The 23,840-nt window shown below is 50.8% G+C and carries 22 protein-coding genes and 6 pseudogenes; 21 read left to right on the top strand and 7 right to left on the bottom strand.

Features of this window, described 5'->3' with window-relative positions; genetic code table 11:
• Nucleotides 1–361 precede the first annotated feature (361 nt).
• Nucleotides 362–940 (top strand): molybdenum cofactor guanylyltransferase, encoded by a 579-nt coding sequence (locus N685_RS0101295; RefSeq protein WP_031405182.1) that lies wholly within the window; start codon nucleotides 362–364, stop codon nucleotides 938–940.
• A gap of 202 nt (nucleotides 941–1,142) precedes the next feature.
• Here N685_RS0101295 and N685_RS0101290 read toward each other — a convergent pair.
• The 3 genes and pseudogenes from N685_RS0101290 to N685_RS0101280 form a co-directional block, all read right to left on the bottom strand.
• A pseudogene (locus tag N685_RS0101290) lies at nucleotides 1,143–1,430 on the bottom strand (transcriptional regulator); the annotation flags it as partial.
• 120 nt (nucleotides 1,431–1,550) lie between these two features.
• Entirely contained in the window at nucleotides 1,551–2,300 is a 750-nt protein-coding gene (locus tag N685_RS0101285) for an anti-sigma factor domain-containing protein (protein WP_031405178.1), read from the bottom strand.
• Nucleotides 2,290–2,871: a sigma-70 family RNA polymerase sigma factor gene (locus N685_RS0101280; RefSeq protein ID WP_031405176.1), complete on the bottom strand. Its 582-nt coding sequence runs from the start codon at nucleotides 2,869–2,871 to the stop codon at nucleotides 2,290–2,292. Before N685_RS0101280 ends, N685_RS0101285 begins: the two co-directional genes overlap by 11 nt.
• Before the next feature lie 127 nt (nucleotides 2,872–2,998).
• On the opposite strand from N685_RS0101280, the gene N685_RS0101275 reads away from it, so the two are divergent.
• The 5 genes from N685_RS0101275 to moaA all read left to right on the top strand — a co-directional run bounded on the left by N685_RS0101275 (nucleotide 2,999) and on the right by moaA (nucleotide 8,462).
• The gene (locus N685_RS0101275; RefSeq protein WP_031405174.1) at nucleotides 2,999–4,165 is read left to right on the top strand and encodes a COG1470 family protein; all 1,167 of its coding nucleotides are present in this window, start codon (nucleotides 2,999–3,001) and stop codon (nucleotides 4,163–4,165) included.
• Between the two features lie 2 nt (nucleotides 4,166–4,167).
• Nucleotides 4,168–5,115 carry an ABC transporter ATP-binding protein gene (locus N685_RS0101270; RefSeq protein ID WP_031405172.1) on the top strand — a complete coding sequence of 316 codons (948 nt, stop codon included), beginning with the start codon at nucleotides 4,168–4,170 and terminating at the stop codon, nucleotides 5,113–5,115.
• Nucleotides 5,112–6,191, top strand: coding sequence for an ABC transporter permease (locus N685_RS0101265; protein ID WP_031405171.1), 1,080 nt, complete (start codon nucleotides 5,112–5,114; stop codon nucleotides 6,189–6,191). Before N685_RS0101270 ends, N685_RS0101265 begins: the two co-directional genes overlap by 4 nt.
• Nucleotides 6,192–6,719: 528 nt before the next feature.
• Entirely contained in the window at nucleotides 6,720–7,382 is a 663-nt protein-coding gene (gene modB, locus N685_RS0101260) for a molybdate ABC transporter permease subunit (RefSeq protein ID WP_031405168.1), read from the top strand.
• A gap of 54 nt (nucleotides 7,383–7,436) precedes the next feature.
• Entirely contained in the window at nucleotides 7,437–8,462 is a 1,026-nt protein-coding gene (gene moaA / locus N685_RS0101255; protein WP_031405167.1) for a GTP 3',8-cyclase MoaA, read from the top strand.
• A 100-nt stretch (nucleotides 8,463–8,562) separates the two neighbouring features.
• On the opposite strand, the gene ric is transcribed toward moaA, so the two are convergent.
• A complete protein-coding gene (ric, locus tag N685_RS0101250) occupies nucleotides 8,563–9,270 on the bottom strand; it encodes an iron-sulfur cluster repair di-iron protein (protein WP_031405165.1) in 708 nt (235 codons plus the stop codon).
• Nucleotides 9,271–9,556: 286 nt separating this feature from the next.
• Between ric and N685_RS0101245 the strand changes: the two genes are divergently transcribed.
• The 11 genes and pseudogenes from N685_RS0101245 to N685_RS0101195 form a co-directional block, all read left to right on the top strand.
• A complete protein-coding gene (locus N685_RS0101245; protein WP_031405163.1) occupies nucleotides 9,557–10,513 on the top strand; it encodes a methyl-accepting chemotaxis protein in 957 nt (318 codons plus the stop codon).
• Nucleotides 10,514–10,569: 56 nt separating this feature from the next.
• Entirely contained in the window at nucleotides 10,570–11,829 is a 1,260-nt protein-coding gene (locus N685_RS0101240) for a molybdopterin molybdotransferase MoeA (protein WP_031405161.1), read from the top strand.
• Entirely contained in the window at nucleotides 11,826–12,326 is a 501-nt protein-coding gene (gene mobB / locus N685_RS0101235) for a molybdopterin-guanine dinucleotide biosynthesis protein B (protein ID WP_031405159.1), read from the top strand. Before N685_RS0101240 ends, mobB begins: the two co-directional genes overlap by 4 nt.
• Nucleotides 12,323–12,787 (top strand): molybdenum cofactor biosynthesis protein MoaE, encoded by a 465-nt coding sequence (locus tag N685_RS0101230; RefSeq protein WP_031405157.1) that lies wholly within the window; start codon nucleotides 12,323–12,325, stop codon nucleotides 12,785–12,787. Before mobB ends, N685_RS0101230 begins: the two co-directional genes overlap by 4 nt.
• Nucleotides 12,787–13,017, top strand: coding sequence for a molybdopterin converting factor subunit 1 (gene moaD, locus N685_RS0101225; RefSeq protein ID WP_031405156.1), 231 nt, complete (start codon nucleotides 12,787–12,789; stop codon nucleotides 13,015–13,017). Before N685_RS0101230 ends, moaD begins: the two co-directional genes overlap by 1 nt.
• Before the next feature lie 5 nt (nucleotides 13,018–13,022).
• Nucleotides 13,023–13,751 (top strand): YwiC-like family protein, encoded by a 729-nt coding sequence (locus tag N685_RS0101220; RefSeq protein WP_031405154.1) that lies wholly within the window; start codon nucleotides 13,023–13,025, stop codon nucleotides 13,749–13,751.
• A gap of 297 nt (nucleotides 13,752–14,048) precedes the next feature.
• A complete protein-coding gene (locus tag N685_RS18675) occupies nucleotides 14,049–14,438 on the top strand; it encodes a hypothetical protein (RefSeq protein ID WP_407059674.1) in 390 nt (129 codons plus the stop codon).
• A 110-nt stretch (nucleotides 14,439–14,548) separates the two neighbouring features.
• A pseudogene (locus tag N685_RS18225) lies at nucleotides 14,549–15,638 on the top strand (transposase).
• A 191-nt stretch (nucleotides 15,639–15,829) separates the two neighbouring features.
• Nucleotides 15,830–16,255: an NUDIX hydrolase gene (locus tag N685_RS18670; protein ID WP_084177457.1), complete on the top strand. Its 426-nt coding sequence runs from the start codon at nucleotides 15,830–15,832 to the stop codon at nucleotides 16,253–16,255.
• 407 nt (nucleotides 16,256–16,662) lie between these two features.
• Nucleotides 16,663–17,079: a DUF4304 domain-containing protein gene (locus N685_RS18215; protein WP_033842290.1), complete on the top strand. Its 417-nt coding sequence runs from the start codon at nucleotides 16,663–16,665 to the stop codon at nucleotides 17,077–17,079.
• A 218-nt stretch (nucleotides 17,080–17,297) separates the two neighbouring features.
• A pseudogene (locus N685_RS0101195) lies at nucleotides 17,298–17,474 on the top strand (IS256 family transposase); the annotation flags it as partial.
• 208 nt (nucleotides 17,475–17,682) lie between these two features.
• On the opposite strand, the gene N685_RS0101190 reads toward N685_RS0101195, so the two are convergent.
• From N685_RS0101190 to N685_RS19920, 3 genes and pseudogenes are all read right to left on the bottom strand, one after another.
• On the bottom strand, nucleotides 17,683–18,483 hold the full coding sequence (locus tag N685_RS0101190) for an ExeA family protein (RefSeq protein ID WP_031405148.1): 801 nt from the start codon (nucleotides 18,481–18,483) through the stop codon (nucleotides 17,683–17,685).
• Complete coding sequence (locus tag N685_RS0101185) at nucleotides 18,476–19,726, bottom strand: IS481 family transposase (RefSeq protein WP_031405146.1); 1,251 nt, start codon at nucleotides 19,724–19,726, stop codon at nucleotides 18,476–18,478. Before N685_RS0101185 ends, N685_RS0101190 begins: the two co-directional genes overlap by 8 nt.
• 153 nt (nucleotides 19,727–19,879) lie before the next feature.
• Nucleotides 19,880–20,431, bottom strand: a pseudogene (locus tag N685_RS19920) (DUF6431 domain-containing protein).
• A 151-nt stretch (nucleotides 20,432–20,582) separates the two neighbouring features.
• Here N685_RS19920 and N685_RS18205 point away from each other — a divergent pair.
• The 4 genes and pseudogenes from N685_RS18205 to N685_RS18575 form a co-directional block, all read left to right on the top strand.
• Nucleotides 20,583–21,692: pseudogene (locus N685_RS18205) on the top strand (IS256 family transposase); the annotation flags it as partial.
• A gap of 337 nt (nucleotides 21,693–22,029) precedes the next feature.
• Nucleotides 22,030–22,623, top strand: a pseudogene (locus N685_RS18200) (IS982 family transposase); the annotation flags it as partial.
• Between the two features lie 144 nt (nucleotides 22,624–22,767).
• A complete protein-coding gene (locus tag N685_RS18580) occupies nucleotides 22,768–23,235 on the top strand; it encodes a MarR family winged helix-turn-helix transcriptional regulator (protein ID WP_051870782.1) in 468 nt (155 codons plus the stop codon).
• 20 nt (nucleotides 23,236–23,255) lie between these two features.
• Nucleotides 23,256–23,834 carry a methyltransferase family protein gene (locus N685_RS18575; protein ID WP_051870781.1) on the top strand — a complete coding sequence of 193 codons (579 nt, stop codon included), beginning with the start codon at nucleotides 23,256–23,258 and terminating at the stop codon, nucleotides 23,832–23,834.
• Nucleotides 23,835–23,840: the final 6 nt, after the last annotated feature.

Here is a 23,840-nt window from a genome sequence, read left to right as displayed (position 1 = left end):
TCATGGGGATTGCACATGTTCACCTTCGGGCGGCGACGCTCGTCACCGCATCCTAAGGCTTGAGCGGTTATGATGCAAGTATATAATTCATTATACTACAAAGAAGGCTAATGTTATGAGCAAATTTGCTGCTAAGGAGTCAGTCAAGACTTTATGGAGAACGTTTTTTTCGGTCCACTACGGGCGTTATCAATCGCTGATTAGCAGATCGTTTTCAGAAGCGGAACAGCAAACATGCTTCTTCGCCAACGGGTGATGGCTGTTCGCCTAGTCTAAGATTTGTCGCGACAGACGGATATCTTTTTTCTCGCCGGTTCGTATGGTACGGTAGGAACAGACGAGGTCCGGAAGGGGGAGTGTGATGAAACAAACGATTGCTGGAGTGGTGCTGGCCGGCGGCCAGTCGCGCCGGTTCGGGCGGCCGAAGGCGTTCGCGTTGCATCAAGGCGCGCCGTTTTTCGCTTGGTCTGTCGCCGCGCTGGCTCCGATTGCCGATGAGTTGTATCTCATCAGCCATCCAGCGCTTGTCAGCGAGTTTCGTCGGCGAACGGACATCCCGGTGCTGCTTGATGTGGAGCGTTACCGCGGTTCTGGGCCGCTTGCCGGCATTTATACCGCCATGGAACGGAGCCAATCCGATTGGGTGTTCATCCTGCCGTGCGACATGCCGTATATGGACAAAGACGTAACGGAACGGCTCGCCACCTATGCCGATCCATCCTTTGACGCCGTCGTCCCGCTCCATGACGGCCGCCCGGAGCCATTGGTCGCCTTGTACCACCGGCGGCTTCGCCCGATGATCGCCAAGCTGCTTGATGCCGGCGAACGACGGATGGTTTCGCTTCTTGACGGCGCCCGCGTCCGCTATGTTGACGCCCAACAGCTTGCCGCGGATGAAACCGTATGGCGCAATGTCAATACCGAGGAAGAGTATCGGTGAGATGGGAGGATCCATCTTTTGCTGATCGGAAGAGCGATCCTTGACCACCCGGTTCTTCACCACCAAATGTACTTGATACAGAAAGACGCTCATGATGAAAAATCATTTTGTCTCTCCAATAACGTTCCATTGTCAATGAAAGGTCAATGATGAAACGGCAACAGTGCGAAAAAAAGAACCGAACGACCTCGGCTCTTTTGCGTTATTGGACTGGAGGTTGATTTTGATCCATTTCCTTCGCCAATTCCGCCACTTCGGCGACAGTCAGCCCCGTTCGTTTCGCGACTTCGTGAATCGGCAGGACGTCAAGCAAGTTTTTCGCAATTTCGATGGCTTTCTGTTTTTCGGCTTGTTTGACCGCTTTCTCTTTTTCCTGTTCTAGATCTTCTACGAGTAAACGAAAAACTTTATTCATTTTCATCCACTCCTTTACTTTTTGGGCGTATGACGGGTCAATAAACTTGTCCGTGGCTGTCAACACACCGGCAATGGGGCGGCTGTCCCCGGCTTGGCTTGCCGCCCTCGAACGCAGCGGGGGCTTTTTTTGCGGCGGCGGATGGATCGCGAGCGACACGGGCCGCTGGCCTGTAGCAAAAGGGGGCTTTGGCGTCTATTCGTGTTTGAGATCGACAATAAACGTTTCCGGCCCGGTCGGCGTCGCGCTCCCCCCTTTTGGTTCGAGGCTCGCTTTAATTTGTTTGAACCGTTTGACGTCCTCGCCGGTGATCAAAATGCGCGCTGTTCCATGGCGGACCGTCAACAGTTCCCCTTTGACTTCGTTGTTGGTGTAAATGATCCACAACTGATAATCGCGAGCCGTGAACGGCGGCAACCCTTCAAGCTCCATCAGCATTTCCTTCGTATCATCGTTGAGCCAAATCGTGCCGTCCAGTTGTTGAAAGAGCGCCGATGGCTCAATCGGAATTTGTTTTGTTTCTGGATTATGAATGATTCGCTCGATCGGAATGTCGGCCTTTTGTTCGACAATCATGTATCGATATGGCTCATCCGATCGGTCATGGGAAGCGGCTGGTCCGTCGTTGGGAGCGGAAAGGCGCAAGGTGAAAAGGAAGACGGCTACAGCTGCGCCGATCCACCCGCCTGCCAAGCGGAGACCGCGCCGCATCCGCTTGGTTTGTTTTTGCGCTTCCGCCTGAGCCCAAATTCGCTCTGGACGGGAAAGGGGAGGCGCTTCATAGTGAGCTTCTGCCTTCAGCCCGATGCCTTTCCACGCTTCAAGCAAGCGTTGGCATTCCAGACACTGCTTTAGATGGCTCGATACGTCTTCTTTTTCTCGCTCTGGCAGCCTGTCTAACAGCCAGTCCACGATTTTGGTTTCAGAAATATGGCTATGCTTCATGCTGTTTTTCACCTCGGCCAGCTTCCATCCAGCGGAACAGCTCTTTTTGTTTTCGCAAATTGCGCAAGCCGTAGCGGATGAGCGACTTGACAGAGCCCAACGGTTTGTTCATGGCGGCAGCGATTTCCCGTTGGGTTTCCCCGTGAAAATAAAAGTGAATAATGGCTTGCCGCTGCTCCTCGGGGAGATGGGTCAAAGCGTCGATGAGGACTTGTTGTTCCAGTTGGCGGAGAAAATAGAATTCCGCCCCGTTTTCTTTTAAAGCCGCTTCCTCAAGGCGGTTCACTAACAAATCCCGTTTCTTGCGCAGGCGGTCGAGCGACCGGCTTTTTGTTTTCACGGCAAGAAAGGCTTGAACGCTTCCCCGTTTCGGGTCGAATTGATGGGGTTTTTGTAAGATTTCGAGAAACACGTCTTGGCTGACATCTTCCGCCTCCGCCTCGTCGCCGACGATCCGAAGAGCGATATGATAGACCATCGGGGCGTATTTTTCGTAGAAACGGTCAAAGGCGGTGCGCGAGCCTTCGGCGATCTTCTCGAGCAGTTCGAGGTCTTCCCGTCGGTCTTCCATCTTGCCCACCTCCCGACGCATGCTTGGAATGGTTGCTCTGCATCTATTCTACAACTGAATTTTTCTCCTGCAAAACAAATCCATTGATCCATTTCTGGCGTATACGAAGTGAAAACAGAAGGAGGGAGTGAATGTCGTGCGAAGCAGGATGATTGCGATGGTTGCCATGATCTTGACTCTCTTTTCTCTTTTTCTTCCGATCCGTCCAGCCTCGGCGGCAGGCGGCGTTGTTCTTTTCACGCCGTACACCGGGCTTTCCGTGACGCCGGGGGAGACGATCGACTATACAGTTAATGTCATCAACAACGGTTCCAGCATCGAAAACGTCACCTTCTCGTTTGACCACCTGCCGAAAGGATGGTCGACGTCGATTACCGCGGAGGGGCGAACGATTGAACAGCTTTCCATCCGAGGCGGGAAAGAAGAAGAGGTCACGCTGGAAGTGAACGTGCCGCTGGATGTCGACAAAGGGGATTACCGCTTTTGGCTTGTCGCCAACGGGGAGAGCGGTTCAGCGAAATTGCCGCTGCTTGTCCGCGTGACGGAACAAGGGTCATTTAAAACCGAACTCACGTCGGATCAAACGAACCTTGAGGGGCATGCCGATTCGAGCTTCACGTATGATGTCACGCTGAAAAACCGAACCGCCAAGACGCAAAATTACGCGTTAAGTTCGGCGGCGGAAAAAGGGTGGCAAGTCACGTTCAAATCGGAAGGCAATTCCGTGACATCGGTCAAACTCGAGCCGAATGAATCGAGAGACATTACCGTAGAGGTCAAACCGCCGGAAAATGTGAAAGCGGGCACGTACAAAATCCCGATCAAAGCGCAAACGAGCGACACATCGGCCGAGCTGACATTAGAGGCGGTCATCACCGGCACGTATGAGCTGAAACTGACGACGCCGTCAGGAAACTTGAGCACCGATGTGACGGCGGGGAATGAACGGGTGATCGATCTGGTCGTTAAAAACACCGGAAGCGCCCCGCTTTTGAACATCAACATGACGGCTGACGCTCCGCCTGACTGGGAAGTGGAATTCGATCAAAGCACGATCGCCCAGCTGAACCCAGGCGATTCCAAAACCGTCAAGGCGAAAGTGAAAGCGTCGGATGAAGCGATTGCCGGGGATTATGTCGTCAACTTCCAGGCGCAAACCGCGGAAACGTCGGCGGAGGCGGCGTTTCGCGTCTCAGTCAAAACGTCAACCGTTTGGGGCGTGGTGGCGGTGTTGATCATTGTCGGGGTGGCCGGAGGGCTGTATTATTTGATCAAAACATACGGGAGGAGGTAAGCATGGCAGCACCCGCCGTCATCGAGCTGAACAACTTATGCAAAACGTATGGCGACCATCGGGCGGTTGACCATTTGTCGCTTTCCATTCGAAAGGGGGAAATTTTTGGCCTTCTTGGCCCGAACGGGGCCGGAAAGACGACGACGATTTTAATGATGCTCGGACTTACCGAGCCGACATCCGGCTCGGTGCGTGTATGCGGCATCGATCCGGTGCGAAATCCAATTGACGTCAAACGGAAAGTCGGATACTTGCCGGATGATGTCGGGTTTTACCATCACATGACAGGCTTGGAGAACTTGCTGTATACGGCGGCGTTAAACGGCATCCCTCGCACTGAGGCGGAAAAGCGGGCATGGGAGCTGCTCGAGAAGGTGAATTTGACTGATGCAGCCCATAAAAAAGCGGGGAAATACTCGCGGGGGATGAGGCAGCGGCTCGGTTTGGCCGATGTGTTGATGAAGCATCCGGAAGTGATCATTTTGGATGAGCCGACGCTAGGCATCGACCCGGAAGGAGTGCGTGAGCTGCTGCGGCTGATCCGCGATTTGAGCCGCAATGAAGGCATCACGGTACTGCTGTCCTCGCACCAATTGCATCATGTTCAGCAAATTTGCGACCGGGTCGGTTTGTTCGTTGATGGGAAACTGCTGGCCGAAGGGAATATGGAACGTCTCGCGCAACAGCTGTTTTTGCAGGATGCCTATGTCATCCATGTGGCCGCTTCACCGCTTGACGCTTCCTTACGGGCCAAAATCGAGGCGATTCCGGGCGTCAATAAAGTGGAGCAAACGGAAAATGGATGGGATGTGTATTGCCAAACGGATGTGAGCGCCGCCATCAGCAAAACCATCATCGAATCCCACGCTTCCTTGTTCCACCTGAGCCGCCGCCATTTCGGCCTCGATGAGATTTATCACCGCTATTTTGAAGGGAGGGATGGACGTTGAAGGCCCGTAAGAAGGGGCGATGGGAAAACGGTGGTTTTTCATATGCAAAAAGATGGGGTGAACGGCTGAAGGCGGGGGCGCTTGATGAGAAGAAGCGGACAAGAGGGGCGAGCAGCGCCTTTTCGGCCATTGTCAAAAAAGAACTGGCCGATTATTTGACGAGTTGGCGCATGATCATTTTGATCGCTCTCATCTTGCTCACTTGCTTCGGGTCGCTGTATACGGCGATGACGACGATTCGGGATGCGCTCGATTCGTCGGAAGAGGCCAAGGAAATCGCGAAAGGCGCCTACTTGTTTTTAAAATTATTCACTGTCTCGGACGGAACGCTGCCATCGTTTGTGACGTTTGTCGGTTTTCTCGGACCGCTGCTCGGCATCGCGCTTGGATTTGATGCCATCAATTCGGAGCGGAATCGCGGGACGCTGAGCCGGCTCATGGCGCAGCCGATCCCGCGCGATTACGTCATCAACGGCAAGTTTGTCGCCGCTTTGCTGTTGAATGCGGTGTTGTTTCTTTCGCTCGGCCTGCTTGTGACGGCATTAGGCATTTTGGTCTTGGGGATTCCGCCTACTTTCGAAGAGTTTGCCCGCATGGTCTGCTTTTTGTTGTTATGCCTTGTGTATATCGCCTTTTGGCTGAATCTCGGCATTTTGTTTTCCGTCGTCTTCCGCCAGGCGGCGACATCCGCGTTGTCAGCGCTGGCCGTTTGGCTGTTTTTCAACCTTTTTTACGCGATGATCGTGGAAGTATTTGCGAAGTCGTTTTTGCAGTCTGATGCGATTACGTCCGTTGAGCAGGCGGTCGGCCGTCAAGAGTTGGTGCTTGGTCTCATGAGATTGTCGCCGAGCTACTTGTTCAACGAATCCACGACCGCTTTGCTTTCGCCGGACGTTCGGACGCTAGGGATCGTCACCGTGGAACAAACGGCCGGCGCTGTTGCCGCCCCGCTGCCGTTCTCGCAAAGTGTCTTGCTCATTTGGCCGCAAGCGACTGCTCTGATTGCCGCCACTCTCGTCTGCTTTGCGATCGCTTATTGGTTGTTTATGAGGCAAGAGATACGGGCGAGCGGGTGAGGGAACAGGCTGTTTGGAAAGACGTGTGTGCGCCCCAACAGCGTTTCTGATCGTTCGTATGGGAAAACCGTTTTGCCCGATCATGTCCGTTCCTTTTGGGGGACGGACTTTTTTTGTAGGTGACAAAACCGTGGCAACGACGGTGACAAAATGGTGACAACAGACAAGCATGTGATCAACCTCACAAATTCGTTTCCTTCACCTGTGTATGATGAAAGTACAAATAAAGCCGCATATTTTCGAGGATTAGGGGAGCGCAAGAGGGAAAAATCGCGTTTCTCCGCCGTTTGGCTTTGCCGTTCCATGATCGACAACTCCATTTGTTCGGCTATTTCTATTGTAAAAAAACATCACAGTGGGGACAGCGTGAAAAAAATCAGCGTTTGTCGCTTTTTTGTGCAGGTTGTCACAAATTTTTCTAAGCGGGATTTCCCCGCCCATATGATACAATCAATGTAAGCAGCATCACAGCGTTTACCTGCTTGTTTTCGTATAGTTGATGGAGATGGAACAAAGAGAGGCTGACCCATGACAACGTTTTGGTCACCGGTTTGGTTATCGATCAAAGTATCGCTCCTCGCCAGCTTGATTGTCGCGGTCTTAGGGACAGCGGCGGCGAGGCGGATGGCGCGCCGCTGGTTTCGCGGCAAGACAGTGGTGGAGACGGTGTTTATGTTGCCGCTCGTGTTGCCGCCGTCGGTCGTCGGTTTTTTGCTCGTCGTCTTGTTTGGCCGACATAGCCCCATCGGCCGGTGGATCGAAGCGTCGTTTCATACGACCGTACTGTTTACGCCTGGTGCCGCGGTGATGGCCGCCGTGGTCGTGTCATTCCCGCTCATGTATCAGGCGGCCAAAGCCGGGCTTGAAGCGGTCGATCCAACCATTGAAGGGGCGGCGCGCATCGATGGGGCGAATGAGCGCCAAGTCTTTTGGCATATTTCGCTGCCGCTTGCCAGACACGCGTTATTATCCGGAGCGGTGCTGTCGTTTGCCCGCAGCCTCGGGGAGTTTGGCGCAACGCTCATGTTTGCCGGCAATATTCCGGGAAAAACGCAAACGATCCCGACCGCCGTCTACATGGCCATGGAATCGGGGCGGATGGAGTTCGCGTGGGCATGGGTGGCGGTCACGATCGGATTGTCATTCAGTTTATTGGTCTTTGCGACGAAACTCGGTCGTTTACGGGAATAAACAAAGCCGCCTGACAACAGCGTGCGGCGAACGAAACAGAAAGGAGGGAGCGCGATGGGCGAGCGCAACCGAACGAACATCATGGACCGCCTGTCCCGCCCGCTTCGCGATTTGCGGTTATCGGTGATCGACCAATGCAATTTTCGCTGCGTCTATTGCATGCCGGCCGAAGTGTTCGGGCCGAATTTTCGCTTTTTGGCGGAAGGCGAGCTGTTGACGGTCGAGGAAATGGCGCTTCTATCGGAATGCTTTGTCGAGCTGGGCGTCGAAAAAATCCGCCTGACGGGGGGCGAGCCGCTCTTAAGGCGCGATTTGGATGCGCTTGTGGCGCGGCTGTCTGCGATTCCCGGCCTGCGCGATATCGGCTTGACGACCAACGGCGTCCATTTAGTGAAATGGGCGCAGCGGCTGAAAGAAGCCGGGCTAAAGCGCGTCAACGTCAGCTTGGATGCGTTGGATGATGACATTTTCCGCAAAATGAACGGCATCGGCGTCGGCGTCGCCCCGGTGTTAAAAGGCATTGAAGCCGCCCGGGCGGCGGGGCTCGGCGTCAAGGTGAACATGGTCGTCAAAAAAGGATGGAACGACTCGCAAATCGTGCCGATGGCGGCCTATTTCAAAGAACAAGGCATTCCGCTCCGTCTCATTGAATTTATGGACGTCGGCACAACGAACGGCTGGGATTACTCCCATGTTGTGACGAAAAAAGAGATGTATGAACAAATCAACGCCATGCATCCGCTCGAACCGGTTGAAAAAGCGTACTTCGGCGAAGTGGCGAGCCGCTATCGCTACGTCGGCACGGAGGTGGAAGTCGGCTTTATCGCCTCAGTAACGGAAACGTTTTGCCGCAGTTGCACGCGGGCGCGCATTTCCGCGGACGGGAAGCTGTATACGTGTTTGTTTGCCTCGAAAGGCGTGTCGTTGAAAGACAACCTGCGCGCCGGGGCGACGAAAGAGGAACTGAAGTCGTTGATCACCGCGGTTTGGAACCAGCGGACAGACCGCTATTCGGAAGAACGGACGGAAGAAACGGCGAAGCAACGGAAGAAAATTGAAATGTCGTATATTGGTGGGTGACAAAGAAGCGGGGCCGCTCTTTCCAGCGAAGAGTGGCCCTGTTCTTTATCGTTCAATGCGCCTGCCTTTGCCTTAGAAATGGGGGAATGGCTTTGCTTGCTTATGCCCTCACCGCCGCCAGCACGCGCGGGAAGAGGACGTTGTTTTCTAAGTGGATGTGGGTAAACAAATCTTCTTCGAGCGCCGCGAGTCGGCTGTAAACGAGCCGATATGTGCCGCACGCGTCTTCCGGCGGGGTGAAGTCGTTGGTGATGTCGCGAATGTCTTTGATCAAATCACCGGCGACCTCATGCTCATTGACCAGTTCGCGAACGGCCTGCTCGACCGCCTCCCGGTTTTCCGGCGAGGGGTTGTCAGCAAATTGGAAAATGAGCGGGAATGCTCCTGTTTCTTCTTTAATCAAGTGTTGCTCGAGCTCCGTTTTTAACTCGTGAAACAGTTTATGCACACGGGAAAGGTGCGGGTGGTGCATGCCGTGTACGCGCAATACTTTTGTGACATATGGGCTGAGCTGCGGCAGTTCCTCATTCAAATAGCGGTGGTGCGTGTTGATGATATGATCGACCAAGTCGATCAGCGGCGCTTCGCTCCAGTTTCGGGTCGGCTTGTTTTGCGCCTCCGCATAAAGGGTGTTCAGCTCGCGAAGGAGCGCTTCGCCATCCAGTCCGCGCTCTTCGATGGCTTCTTTTAACGGACGCTGTCCGCCGCAGCAAAAATCGATGCGCCGCGCTTTAAACAAATCAGCTGCTTTCGGAAATTGAGTGACAATATCGCCAATCAATGATTGTTCAGTAAACCGCTGTTCCATTCATCATCCCTCCATTGATCCAATCGTTACAACTTCAGCATACCGTGTTTTCCGCGAAGGTGTTGTGACGGATCTCACATACGTAAAAAAAGTGGACATCGATCCATGTGACAAACATCACAACAGAGCGTTTCTTCTTTATCGTACAATGAAAAAAAGCAGACTTTTGCTGATTCTTTTCGGAGGCGGTGTCTGCTTTCATGGATGAGAACAGACATGTTCAGCAGATAACATACAGCGTGTTGACAACAGAAGCCAATCGAGAGAAGGAAAAGGGGAGACGGATATGTGGGCGTTGGTGAAGGGAAGGCAGTGGGAGGAGGAAAAAACAGAACTGGAGCGGCAACTCGCTGAGATGAAAGAAGAGCTCACGAGACAAAAGGAGGCGATTCATGAGACGGTGGCAGGCCTGCTCGGGGAGTTGCAGGAAATCGTTCACCAGCATGAGGTGGTCAACGGGCAACACCATGTATTAGGCCAGCTGGTTGACCGAACGAAAGAAAAGGTTGATAATGTCAGTACGCTCAGCAAGTCATCATATGCGATTTCCGACCGTCTGTGTGAACAAGGGAACGCGTTGGCGGAAACGGCGGGCCAGATGGTCGCAGCAGCAAAAGAAGGCATCCGCATGTCGGAAGAAATGGAGCAGGTGATGGGGCGGCTCGGCAGTGAGATGGAAACGACATCGGCCGCGATGCATCGGTTGCGAGGCCGCTCGCAAGAAATTGAACAAATTGTGAAAGTGATCAAAGAAATCGCTCGACAGACAAATTTGATCGCGTTAAACGCCTCGATCGAAGCCGCCCGCGCCGGGGAGCATGGCAAAGGGTTTTCCGTCGTCGCCGCTGAAGTGAGGAAATTGGCTGAGCATACGGCGGACAGCACGGAAACGATTCACCAGCTAACCGACGCCGTGCAGCAGGAAATCGAGCGGTCGCTCGAGCAGACGGAAGTCATTTCGTCCTTGATCGAAACGGTTGTCCAAATGAGCATCCATACAGCGCGGAAATGGTCGGCGATGATGGAGTTGATCGATCGAGTCGAAAATCGGGCCCAAGACGTGCTAAACTATATTCAGGAACAATACCGCTATGCGGATAAAGTGAGGCAAGAGCTCGAACAGTCGGCCGCTTTGTTCGGCGAGACGCGGGAGATGATTTTGCAACATATCGCCGATGCGAGCGTCGTTGATGAAAAGTTGGCGGGAGGCGTAAAACAGCTGCAACAATGGCAACAACAGTAAAAGAAAGAGAAAGATTATCGTTGCCGCCAGCTGTATGATCGAAAGGAGAGAGAGAGATGGTCGAAAGACGAACCCCTATTCCTGTAGCGGAAGCGATCGCTCGGGTGATGCGTTACGCCGGAGTGGGAGAAGAGGAAACGGTGCCGCTTCGCCAGTCGTATGGCCGCTATTTGGCCGAAGATTTGTGCGCTGACCATGATGTGCCGCCGTTTGACCGCTCTCCGTATGACGGATTTGCCATTCGCGCCGCCGATTCGGAAGGAGCGGGGCTGGATCGTCCGGTCGAGTTTGAAGTGATCGAAACAATTGGCGCCGGACAAGTGGCGAAACAGCCCGTCGGCCCGTTTCAAGCGGTGCGCCTGATGACCGGAGCGCAAATTCCACAAGGGTGCGATGCGGTCGTTATGTTGGAGCTGGCCAAACAGTATGAACGGGATGGAAAAACGTATATGTCGATTAAGCGCCCGTTCCGCCCCGGCGACAACATCTCGTTTCAAGGAGAAGATGCCAAAAAGGGACAACCGCTCGTCGAGAAAGGAACGCGCATCAATCCGGGAGTGGCGGCGCTGTTGGCGACGTTTGGCTACGCCGAAGTGAAGGTGGCGAAAAAGCCGCGGATCGGCTTGTTTGCGACCGGCAGCGAGCTGCTTGACGTTTCTGAACCGCTCGTTCCGGGAAAAATCCGCAACAGCAACGCCTACATGATTGAAGCACAGGCGCTCAAAAGCGGCGCTGAGCTGATCTATTTTGGCCAGCTGGCCGACGACCTTGACGCGTGCTTTCACGCCGTGCGCGAGGCGCTCGACCAAGTGGACATGCTCATGACGACCGGCGGCGTCTCGGTCGGCGATTACGACTATTTGCCCGCCATTTACGAGCGGCTGGGGGCGAACGTTTTGTTTAACAAAATCGCCATGCGCCCGGGGAGCGTGACGACCGTCGCGGAGTGGAATGGCAAGCTGCTGTTTGGCCTCTCCGGCAATCCATCGGCGTGCTACGTCGGCTATGAACTGTTTGTCCGCCCGGTCGTGCGGACGCGCTTGTTTTCCCCCAAGCCGTATTTGAAAAAAGTGAAGGCCACGCTCGGCGCCGATTTTCCCAAACCGAATCCGTTCACCCGCTTCGTGCGCAGCCGAATCGAAGCGATTGACGGCCGGCTCATCGTCAAACCGGTCGGCATGGATAAGTCGAACATCGTCACCTCGCTCGCGGCGGCCAACGCCTTGATGGTGCTGCCGGGCGGGACGAGAGGATTCGCTAAGGGTGACGAGGTGGACGTATGGCTGCTCGATGATGATGAGGGATCGAGCGAATGAACGTCTGGCAAGTTGTCGGCTATAAACATACGGGCAAGACGACGCTCGTCGAAAAATGGGTGGCGGCCGCCGTCCGGGAAGGATGGCGCGTCGGGACGGTGAAGCATCACGGCCATGGTGGCGAGCCGGCACGGCCGGAAGGCGTCGATTCCGTCCGTCATGAGCGGGCCGGGGCGGTGGCGACAGCGGTGGAAGGGGACGGGCTGTTGCAGCTGCATCTCCGCCGCCCGTTGTGGCGGTTGGATGATGTGTTGGCGCTTTATGCGCCGCTTCGACTGGATCTCGTGCTGGTCGAAGGCTATAAGCAGGCGCCGCATCCGAAAGTGGTGCTCGTGCGCTCCGAGGAAGATTGGGCGTCGCTTCAGCACCTCGCCAACATCCGCGCCGTCATCGCCTGGGAACCGCTTTCCCGGCCGTTGCCGCACCCTGTGTTTTCGCTGGCTGATGAGGCCGCATATATCCCATGGTTGATGAATGAGGTGAGAAGAGGGACATGACGGAATCGTTGTTTGCCATCACGTCCGAGCCCATTTCGGTCGAGGACGTGATGAAAAAAGTGATGCGCCCGGAAGCCGGCGCGGTCGCCGTGTTTGCCGGCACGGTGCGCGAATGGACGAACGGCAAGCGGACGCTCTTTTTGCAATATGAAGCGTACGTGTCGATGGCCGAGAAAATGCTGGCGCAAATCGGAGCGGAAATCGCCGAACAATGGCCGGGAGCGAAAACGGCGATCACCCACCGGATCGGGCGCCTTGAGATCGGCGACATCGCCGTCGTCATCGCGGTTTCTTCGCCGCACCGTGCGGAAGCGTATGAAGCGAACCGCTACGCCATCGAACGGATCAAACAAATCGTACCGATTTGGAAAAAAGAACAATGGGAAGATGGCAGCGCATGGATTGGCGATCAACTGGAAACGAAACCCTATCCGTCCGGAAAGCCGGAGGTGAGTGAATGATGATCCGTCTCTTGTTTTTTGCCCATTTGGGCGAACAAGTCGGCGAGCGGCAAGTGACATGGCCGCACGTCCCCGACACCGTAGGGAAGCTGAAAGAAGAAGTGGAAGCGCGTTACGGCTTGCCGCTTGACCGCGTCATGACCGCGGTCAATGAGGAGTACGCCCGCGACGACGCGCCGCTTCAGCCGGGCGATACAGTCGCCTTTATTCCGCCAGTGAGCGGGGGATGAGAGCGATGGCAAACAAAAGCAAATGGGTGATGCCTAAACAACATGGCGCGTGGGCGATGCTCATCATCCCGTTTTGGCTCGGGGCATACGCCGGCGGACTCACGTGGGTTCACGCGCCGCTCTTTCTCGCTTGGCTTGCCCTCTACTTGGCGACGTATCCGCTCTTGATGGCGGTCAAAACGAAGCGGAACGAGCCGTACGTGCCTGCTGCCATTCGCTATGGCGCCATCGCCGCGCCGGCCCTGGCCGTTTCCCTTTGGCATCGGCCGGCTCTTGTTCTCTTTGGCTTGGCGATGATTCCGTTTTTTCTAGTAAACATCTACTACAGCAAGAAAAAGAACGAGCGCGCTTTCTGGAATGATGTTGCGGCCATCGCGTCGTTTTGCGTCGGCGGCTTGGGCGCCTTTTATATCGGGCGCGGGGAATTGACGGTGGAGGCGTTCGAATTGGCCGCGTTTTCCTTCCTTTTTTTCATTGGCAGCACGTTTTACGTCAAAACGATGATTCGCGAAAAGAAAAACGTGCGATACAAATGGCTGTCATGGGGCTACCATGCCCTGCTTATTGGCGGCTTGATCGCCATCGGCGAGCCGTTCGCCGTTTTGGCCTACGCGCCGAGCGCCATTCGCGCCGTCTACTTATACGGAAAATCGCTGCCAATCATGAAACTAGGCATCTTGGAAATCGCCAACGCGGCGTACTTTTTCATTGCGATGATCGTGCTCTACTCTTGAACGAACCCCAAACGGGAGGCATCAATGACCGTTTGGGGTTTTCAGTTTTGTTAGGCGGTATGGCTTTTTTAACGTAATTTCCGACAGAAGTCTCCCACCTCAAGGAATGTGCAGGGCAAAGCCCAATGAGTAGGTGGGAGATGAATGTCGGTTGATGATCGCCGACGGATGTGGTAATCTATTGTTCGAACGGACGCCTTCGGAGCGAAGGAAAGCGTAAAGGGTTCTTGTGTGTGGCTTACCGTTCGGCGAACACGCACAAGTCGCTTGAAGCCTCCACCTCTAAGTGAAGCGTAGGTGGCGGGTAGTTCACCGAAAGCCAATGCCTTTTTCAATGTTCAATTCCTGAATAGTCAAAATCAAACGATTTCTTGGGCGGATAATCGTTATAGCCAACTTACAGGCACAAGACCTTGGACTGCGCGGCAAGTGACGTTTACTACTCCTTCGAATGCAGCCAAAATTCGCGTCTACTTAGAGGTCGATCATAAGTCTCCCGATGCTTCCGGAGAAGCCTGGTTTGATAATGTTCAATTGGAAGAAGCGCAGGTTTCTTCCAGCTACAACCCGGTTGTAAATAGCAGTTTTGAAGGAACCACGGCGAATTGGAGTGGAACAGGCGGAAGCGTAGATTCTACGCAATCATTTGATGGAGGGTACTCACTAAAAATATCTAGCTGTAGATGAGCAAATTTGCTAACATAAATTGACAACTAAACAAAAAAGGAGACATGAATCCAGCTCCTTGAGTAAAATAGATGTGCTCAAACCCATTCACACAAGGAGGTTCATGTCTCATGAATAGATTAGCACATCATCAAGGAATCCACAAGTTTTTCATGACGTTGGGGTTGGCGCTTTATTTCTCGAAACCGGTCATCAAGCATCTCGTTCATCTTGTCGATGCCTTGACTACCAAGAGATTTTCGGGGACATCGACGGATGTCCGGTACTGGAGTTTTCATTCGAATCATCGAACCACGCTCAGCCACTTTTTCACAAAAAGCCCTTGGAACGAGGAAAAACTGCTTGAGAAGCTTCAGGAGTGGGTTCTTCGCCAGATCGAACGCCTGGCCAAACGGACGAATCAACCTCTGTTCCTTTCGATCGATGATACGATTTGCCAAAAAACGAAGCCTTCGTCACGGGCTGCCCACACCATTCAAGGGTGTGATTGGCATTTCTCTCACAAAGATCATCCATCCGTCTGGGGGGCATTCGCTCGTTTGGCGGATGGTGCACACCTTCACGCAAGCGTTTCCGTTCGCCTTTCGTCTGTATGACAAGACGGCGGGAAGAAGCAAAATCGACCTGGCGATCGAGAGGCTTTCTTCGCTCAAGGGGAAGCCGGATCATCCGGTGTATGTGCTCATGGATTCATGGTATCCGTCCCAAGCGCTCATCGAAGCCTGCCTGAAACAAGGATTCCATGTCATCGCCATGCTCGAAGGAGCGTTACCGTGTGTATCGCTACGAGGGAGCGATCCATGGCCTTGATGACGCGGTGGTGCGGCTGGCTTGGAAGGCGGATCAACCAATGACACCGGATCATCTCCATGTCGTCTTGAGCACCGACCGGGAGCTTAGCGATGAAGAGATCTTGCATTACGATGCTCAGCGCTGGACGATCGAATGCGTTTTCCGGCAGGCCAAAGACCAGCTGAAGTCAGGTGGTACCGCGTTCGCCACGTTCGGGCGGTGAAACGGTATTGGGCAGTGGTGCTATTCGCCTGCGTATACAGCATCGCGGAATCTCAACAAGACCTCTCTTCCGGACTGGAGCTTCTTCGGTCTCGGAAAGGACACAGCGTCGTCGAGTTCATCGATGACGCTGCGAAGCAAGAGATTCCCATTGATGTGATCAAAAAACAGCTCCATGTCGCCTAAGGGGTACCCTGTTTGTCTCTCAGGAAATGGAAATGACTGTAATGAAAAATGCTCATCTCTACAGTAAGTATTCTAAAGATAGGGAGATGTCTACACATGATTCGAGTTCAAGTATCTTGCATAGCTCTTTTAAATGATAAGATTGTCATGATAAAAAAAAAGATAAAACTTCGGCAGTACATGGCTATTTTATTCCTCCGGGTGGTCATGTAGAATTACATGAGACTCTAGAACAAGCTTGTAAGAGAGAAATGTTTGAGGAAACTGGTTTAATAGTCGATGATTTAGAATTACGTGGTGTGGTTTCGTTTATAGCACATACAAGCGATTACCACTCTGTTTGCTTTTGGTATATGACAAGAAATGTAAAGGGGAAATTAGAACTAAAGGAGCCAGAGAAATTGAAACCATATCTAGTTGAAATAGAAACATTATATTATAACAAGGAAGTGACAGATTACCACAGAGCTTTTATAAAAGAAATTGTTGAAAAAGGAAATTTTCTAAATGAGATAGTTGAATGGTGTAAACCAGATAACTCTATAAAATGGAGTATATTGGAAAACGTACCTAAAAACCATGAGTCTCCCAGATACAATAAGGAGCATTCCTGTTAGAAAGGTTTTCAGGGACTTGGAAGAAAAAAGCCCCCTTGGTATGGTGCAGGGTTACACAACCACCAACATCAACCAAGGAGGGACTCTATTATGAATTGTACACACAAAAAATTGAACAAGTCACTCATTAGTGATTGGAATCGACAGCGTCAAGCGCAAACATGACGCCTGTATGATAGAGATGTGCGAGGCCGTGTGCTGATGGTGGTAGAGAAAACGCCGTTTACGATGGACATTGCGAATCAGACGATAGGGGGCGAATGGAGCGTTATCGGCAAAGCGAGACGCTCAAATGCCCACAGAAGCTTGTCGAAAAATATTTTTTGACACCCCTAAGATGCCAAGAAACCTTGATATATCAACATTTTTAGAGGGAAGGGATCTTTATATTATCTAATAAGGATAAAATGGTCGGTGCTTTAAAGAAAATAGTAGTCCCAGAACTAAGAAGCAGGGGATTTAAAGGGGCTTTTCCTCATTTTAGGAAGCAAGAAGGTCAGTTAGGTTATCTGCTATCGTTTCAATTTGATAAATGGGGAGGAGGATTTATAATAGAAGTTGGAGTAGCAAGGGTTAATAAGGAAGGAAACGTGATCGTTGATGGTATAGTTCGACCATTTCAAAAGATGAATGCTTTTCACTTAAACAATCGTTTTAGAATAATGAATAATAAAAATGGGGATAAAGATTGGTTTAAATTCGATAACGAAAACCAAAATTTAGAGGAAACAGAATTTATTCGCATGGCTAAGAATGTTTTACCATATTTGGATGTTGAAGAAAATTGGTTTGAAAAAATAAAGCAAAAGCAAACAGCACGATAGAGCCAATCTAGGCGACCTGCTTGCTTTATAGCAGTGTCGTCTTTTTTATAACAATTTAGATAAGCTATTGACTCAATAAAAAGTAGTAATAAGATGGTATGGTTGGTGATACGATGATGTATAAAATTTTGTGTAAAGCATTTTGCTAGAACAAAAGAAAAAAGGTAGGGTATTCTCTGATTGGACCAAAAATCTTAGAGAAAGGGAGAACCCTACCTATGTCTAAAAGTATACCGAATGTAGACTGGGCAAATCAACTGGAAAATACCATTCGTCAGTTTGTAAAAGAAAAATTAGAACTGATCATGCGGGAAGAAATCAAACATTTCCTCGAAATCGAACAGGCTGGAACGCCAAACATGAGAAACGGCTACTATCAGCGAAATCTAGATACGCTGTAAATTAGCACATTATTTCAGAATCCCTTTTTCAAATTATTTCAGGCGGATTCGGAAATAATGTGCAAAATTTTTGCGGATTGTTCCGGATTTTGCACATTCTTTCGGAACGTTTGCACGCTCTTTCAGATGAAGATTTCCAGCGCGCCTGGTGGACCGATGGAAAAGAGAAAGCACAAAAGAGGCCGATTCGGCCCCTTTCGTGCTAATACCCCATTTCCTCTGTGGCCATGCGTACCACTTCTTCGTCAATGACGTCCTTTTTCAGCTGATGCCCGTACAGCAGGCATGTCGTAGCCAACGTGTTGATCACCCGAGGCCATCCCTGCGACTGCAGGGTAATCGCCTCTAACGCCGATGGAGTGAAGATCGGATGCTTCGCCCCGGCCTGTTTCATCCGATGCTCGATGTAGCCCGCCACCTCCTCCTTCTCGAGCGGCCCCATCCGGCATCGCATGATGATCCGCTGATCGAGAGGGCGGTGCTGATTGAGCCGCAGCTTCCCCTGTAAATGGGGCAGTCCAGCTAACATCAAGACAAAGGGGTTGGTTGAATCCATCTCAAAGTTGAACAAGATGGCGATGTCCTGTAAAAAGGCATCCTTCGCTAAATGCATCTCGTCCAATATCAACACCGGTGTGATCCGCCGTTCATGATACAACCGCTCAATGGCCTGCTGGATTTGGCGGAAGAGATCCACCTTGCGGTATTTCGGTTCCTCCCCCAACCCAAGGGCCAGCCCGCGGTAAAAATCCATCACGCCTCCGGTCGATAACGGGAAGTAGACCACGTGATACAAAGAAGGGGACAACGATTCTTTCCACGCCCGAAGGGCGAATGTCTTGCCCGCCCCCGGTTCTCCGGTCAACAGCCCGATTCCCCGGGTTCGTTTCACGTACTCCAGCGCCCGCAGCGCTTCTTGAAACGCTGCCCCTTGATACGCCTCGGACGGGGCGGTTTCTTTCGCAAACGGCTCCCGTGAAAGAGAGTAGAACGATTTATACACCGTGTTCTCTCTCCTTCGCTGGAACTGCCGCAAACGGCGACCGGTGACGCTTCACATGGGCGTTATCCTCCAAACGCACCCGAATGGCTTCCGCTACCCGTTTGCCGTCTTCGTACACATAGACACCTCGTTCGTCATAGCGGAGCTCAATCGATTGCCCAATGAACCGAGGCGGCACTTCGTATAGCTGTTGATTTAGGGTGATCGTGCCATCGGCTTTCACCTTGCGGTGCTCCCGTTTCAGAAAAATCGCATCCAGCCAATCGATGTCTTCGACCCACACCACTCGTTCCACTTGGGACTGAAACACCTCATGCGGCGTTTTTCCGTCCAGTGAGGCGTGTGGTTTTCGGTGATACTCTTCTTCAAGCCACTTCCCAAACCGCTCGTTCAACTCGTCAAGCGACTTCGGCGGATTCAGCTCCAATAGCGGATAAAACCGCGTCTGTACGGTGCGGAAGAACCGTTCGATTTTCCCTTTGCTTTGCGGGTCATACGGCTGGGTGTGGATGAGCGTAATCCCCATCTCGGCGCACGCATACTGCAGCACCTCGGACCGGTAAATTTTCCCGTTGTCCGAGTAAATGCGTTTCGGCTTCCCGCAACGAAGCACCGCTTCCTTTGTGACGACCCGCAGCCCTTCAAACTTCTCCGAAGGGAAAAACTGCGCGTACGGCACCAACCGTGAGCAGTCATCGATATAAGCGATCAGAAACGTTTTCTGGGCTTTCCCATGGACGCGAATCGTGGGTCCATGGGATAAGTCTCCTTGCCATAGCTCATTGATCTGGTCATATGCAAAACGCTTTCGCTCCGGCATCGGCAAGATTTCTTTTCCCACCAGGTTGTGTTTTTTCAACAGTCGATATATAGTAAAATATGAGAGGGTGGTAGGAATGTCCCCTTGCTTGGTGAGTTGTTCATAGAAAACGGTAACGGGCATGGTGGGATGTTCCTTCCTCAACGCTAGAATATGATCCTCATCATCGGGCGACAGACGTCTGGAGCGGCCGCGGTCCGAACGGCGCTTCGGCTTCAAGGCGTCGAAGCCCCCTTTTTTGTATCGAGCACACCAATCCAGAATCGTCTTCGTCGCAATGAGTTTGTCCCCTTGATGAGGAATCGAGTGCACTCGCCCACCCACCTCATTCAAATACGCTTTGGGTTCCACCTGCCCATTCACCAATGGAGCGATCAGCCCGTACCGAAACAGGGCGATATCGTGTCTCATCGATTCATCCATCCGGATCTCCTCCTTGCCTCTCTGTGATTTTGGACTGTCCCGGTCCCTCTGTCCCCTATCTTACGAAACGGCTCGAGATTCGTCGAGAGGAAGGGTTTGTGGAAACATCAACAGTCCCCTTTTTTGGTTTTTAATGTAAAATTGAGAAACGGTTTAATCTGCAAACAGATGCCATCTCTCGTTGGCCCACAGGTCTTGGATGATCGAGCCCACCCCCCGTCCCTCCAAGAGCTGCATCCACCAGACTGCCCGTTCGGTTCTTGCGTTCCCCACAGGGCCGATGATCCCCCACCTCCTCGCCGCCGCGTGATGCAAACGGGAGAGATTCCGGAAAAATCGTCGGACATAAAACAAAATGACCCCCTTGGTGGGAAAACCAACCTGTTTGGTCTTCGCTCCTCGTCCTGGTGTTTCGAGCCATGCTTTGACCGCTTGCCAGATGACGGATGGGGTATATTGAACATACGGGAGGAGGAACGAAGGCAGCACACTCACGGTTTTGCGGCATTCTCGCGAGCGTACCGCGCGATCCAAAGGCGATACTCCCCCTCTGCCGTCAACGCATAGCGTTGGTAATACCCGTGACGATGCAAGGGGCGGCGGGATAGACAGTGGGGACATTGGTTTACATCAGGAAAATCGTTCCCTTTCCCACGATCCGTATACGTTTGAAATGTCAATGCCAAAGTCGTGAAACTGGATCACACTTCCTCCCCCTCCTTGAAACGAATGGAAATCTTCGTCCGAAACAATTCACAAAAAAATTAGCACATTCCTTCAGAAAAGGGGAGAGGGCTTTCTGAAAGAATGTGCAAAAAAATGGGTGTTTTGTGCTGAAATAAAATGATAATTTACAACGCAATACGGCCGGATTGAGGGTCTTTTGGTGCCAAGAGACCGAAACGGAGAATTTCAAACGCAGTTGTTTGCCCCTTATCAACGCCACACCGGCTGGCTGGAGGAAGCCATCATTCGGATGTATCAAAGTGGCATGAGTACACGGGAAATTGGCAAATTTATCGAACGAATTCTAGAAGGCCGGTGATTTAAGGGGAAATACTGCTCTCCAACAGTGTTTCTCAAATTGAAAAACCTTGCAACGTCATCATTTTATTCCTGGTGATTTCTCACCAATCGAGCGAATCTGTCGTTTTTCACCAGCCTTCTAGGAAATGCTTATTCTCCAGCGACGATCAGCCGTATTACCGATGTCGTGAAAGAAGACATCGAGAAATGGCACCATCGTCCACTATCCAAACGTTATTCGGTCTTATATTTGGACGGCTTGTACGTGAAACTTCGCCGCGATACGGTAGAGAAAGAAGTCATTTATGTGGTGTTAGGAGTGAGAAGAAGGGTATCGCGAAATTCTGGATTTCTTTGTGGGAGGACAAGAAAGCGTCTATGTATGGCAGGAGATTCTTCAACAACTATACAACAGGGGCGTAAAGGAAGTGCTTCTGGGCGTCTTCGATGGCCTTCCGGGGTTGGAGGAAGCCTTTAAGGCGGTGTATCCGAAAGCCGATGTGCAGCCTTGTGTCGTTCACAAAGTACGTAATACCTTAAATCGTGTTCGGAAAAAAGATCAATTTGAAGTGGCAGAGAACCTCAAGCTGATTTATCGCGCACCGAATAAGGAGATGGCATTACAGATGTTTCAACAGTTTGAGTCGAAATGGTCAAGCAAGTATCCGAGAGAAGTTAAATCTAGGGCCAATGAGTTGGATGTCCTCCTAACATTTATGGATGATCCAAGCAGTATTCGAAGTGTGATTTACACGACGAATGCCATCGAACGATCAAGGAGATTCGGAAACGTCTCAAGCCGATGAACAGTTTGAGCAGTTTAGAAGCCGCGGAAAAAGTCGTGTATTTGATCATTCAAGATTTTAATGAGAAATGGGCAGGACGAACGTTGCGAGGATTTGCCGAAGCACAGGAAGCCCTTCAACGAATAATACTGTAAATAAACAAAATAGGGGGATTCTCCCTTTCCACACAGGAAACTGAATATTCAGTCTCCTGTGTGGAGGAAACTAGTTCCCTATTCATTCCAAATCCATTTCAGAGAAACCCTACCCCATTACATTACACAAAATTCTTGACGGTACCTATACCTCATTGTTCAATCAAAATTTTGCTATATTTTTTCCTCGATCATTGCTTCTGTTGCTCCAATAAGTGCTTGGCAAAGCTTTCAATGGTGTATTTTGACCAATACGGAGTTCCAGCGATTAATAAATCCTCTTTAGGAAACTTTCCTCTTTGCGGTAAACAGCAATCTTGTTTTGTGGAAAATGAATTCCTTTAGCTTTGCGATCAAGTGGATTCGGCACCAGCTGGCCAAGCACGGGCAACACCATGCGTATGCGGTCGTGGACAGTTTGCCGATCGAGCTGTGTCATTCATCCCAAATGTATCGCGCCAAACGGTTTCGTGGAATTGCGGATATTGGCTATTGTGCTTCGAAAAAGATCGCTTTCTATGGGTTGAAACTTCATCTGCAGGTCACCGACTAAGGGATTCCGATGGGATATGTCGTCACTGAAGCGTCTTGTCACGATCGGGTGGCCGCTGAAACCGTCATGGCGCAAATTCCACATCCATATAACCTCGGCAAAGGGTACATCAATCAAAAACTACAAAAGAAGCTGTACGAAGAGCATCGAGTCGCTTTTTGGACGCTCGTTCGAAAAAATCAGCGAATTCGCCAATCCGACGCATGGAAACAGTGGGTGAAACGAAAAGGCAAAGTGATGGAAACCGTGTTTTCGGTTTTAGTCGATTCGTATCGGATCACCGAGATTCGAGCAAACTCGGTTTCTGGATTTGAAACGGCACTGGATGGTATTTTACTGGTTTACTCCCTTGTTGTTCTTGGGCTAGTTGAGCGTTAAGACTCAACTAGCACCACGGGTTTTATTAGGAGTTTTTTTAAGCACAGATTAGTTTGACAAGCAAACTATTTTGTTATATAGTTTTATGTACAGGTAGTTTGTTTTCCAAACTAAATTAAAGATAATGTAAAGGAGGTAATTTTAATGCCAAATGCGAATGAAAATGAGGCTTTTAATCCGTTTTTCAGAAGTGTTGGTTTTTTGCTTTCGATGGCCGGACGTGCAATAAACAAAAAGTTTGAAAATGCCATTCAAGAAACAGGACTTAAAGCTAGGCATTTAGGAGTACTAAATTATTTAAAACATTTAGGTCCACTTCCACAAAATTCCATAGCACAAAAGTTATCCATCGATAAATCAACTTTAGTACCAATCATCGATGAACTTGAAAGGCAAGGGCTAGTGGAACGTAAACGAAATTTAAAAGATCGCAGAGCATATGACCTTACGATAACTAAATCTGGGGAGAAAAAACTTATTCAAGCCCTTTCTATTATTCCCGATTTGGAAAATGCTTGGTTTGCTTCATTGAATGATGAGGAGCGTTCATTTTTGCATCAAATCCTTACACGCCTCTTATTCGGGCCAAATGGAATATTATCTGAACAATAAAAAGCAAAGGGGAGCTTAAAATGTTTTTTGATAAATTCAATTTGTTTACTATACTACAATTGGTTTGTTGGTTGTCACTCTTTGGCTATTGGATTATTGCTGCCAATAAGCAAAGCAAAAATAACATTCAAAATACAAATGAACTTGTGGGGTTTTTAAAACTTGCGGGTCTTCCTATCGCATTGTTCGTACCGTGGTTTGGTTGGGGGTGGGTCGGAAATAGATTGTTTCCGGCTTCCCTGATAACAGGCATATTAGGAACCTTATTATCAGTATTCGGCGTATTTATTGCCATATGGGCAAGAAGAATTTTAGGTAGAAACTGGAGCGGAAACGTTGTAATCCAAAAAGGTCATCAACTCATCCAAGAAGGGCCTTATAGCATCGTCCGTCACCCTATATACACTGGGGTTGTTTTTACTCTTTTCGGATCGGCTATTGTATTAACTGGGCTTGAGGGCTTCATCGTCGCAATTTTATGTTCTGTTGGGCTTTATTTTAAAGCAAAAAAAGAAGAAAAACTTCTTATCGAACAATTTCCAAAGGAGTATCCGGAATACAAGAAACGGGTAAAAACTTTAATACCATTTTTATTATAAAGGGAT

It is taken from the genome of Geobacillus vulcani PSS1 (assembly GCF_000733845.1).
GTDB lineage: Bacteria > Bacillota > Bacilli > Bacillales > Anoxybacillaceae > Geobacillus > Geobacillus vulcani.
Note: the sequence above shows the minus strand (reverse complement) of the source record. Positions and strands in the feature narration are given on the sequence as shown.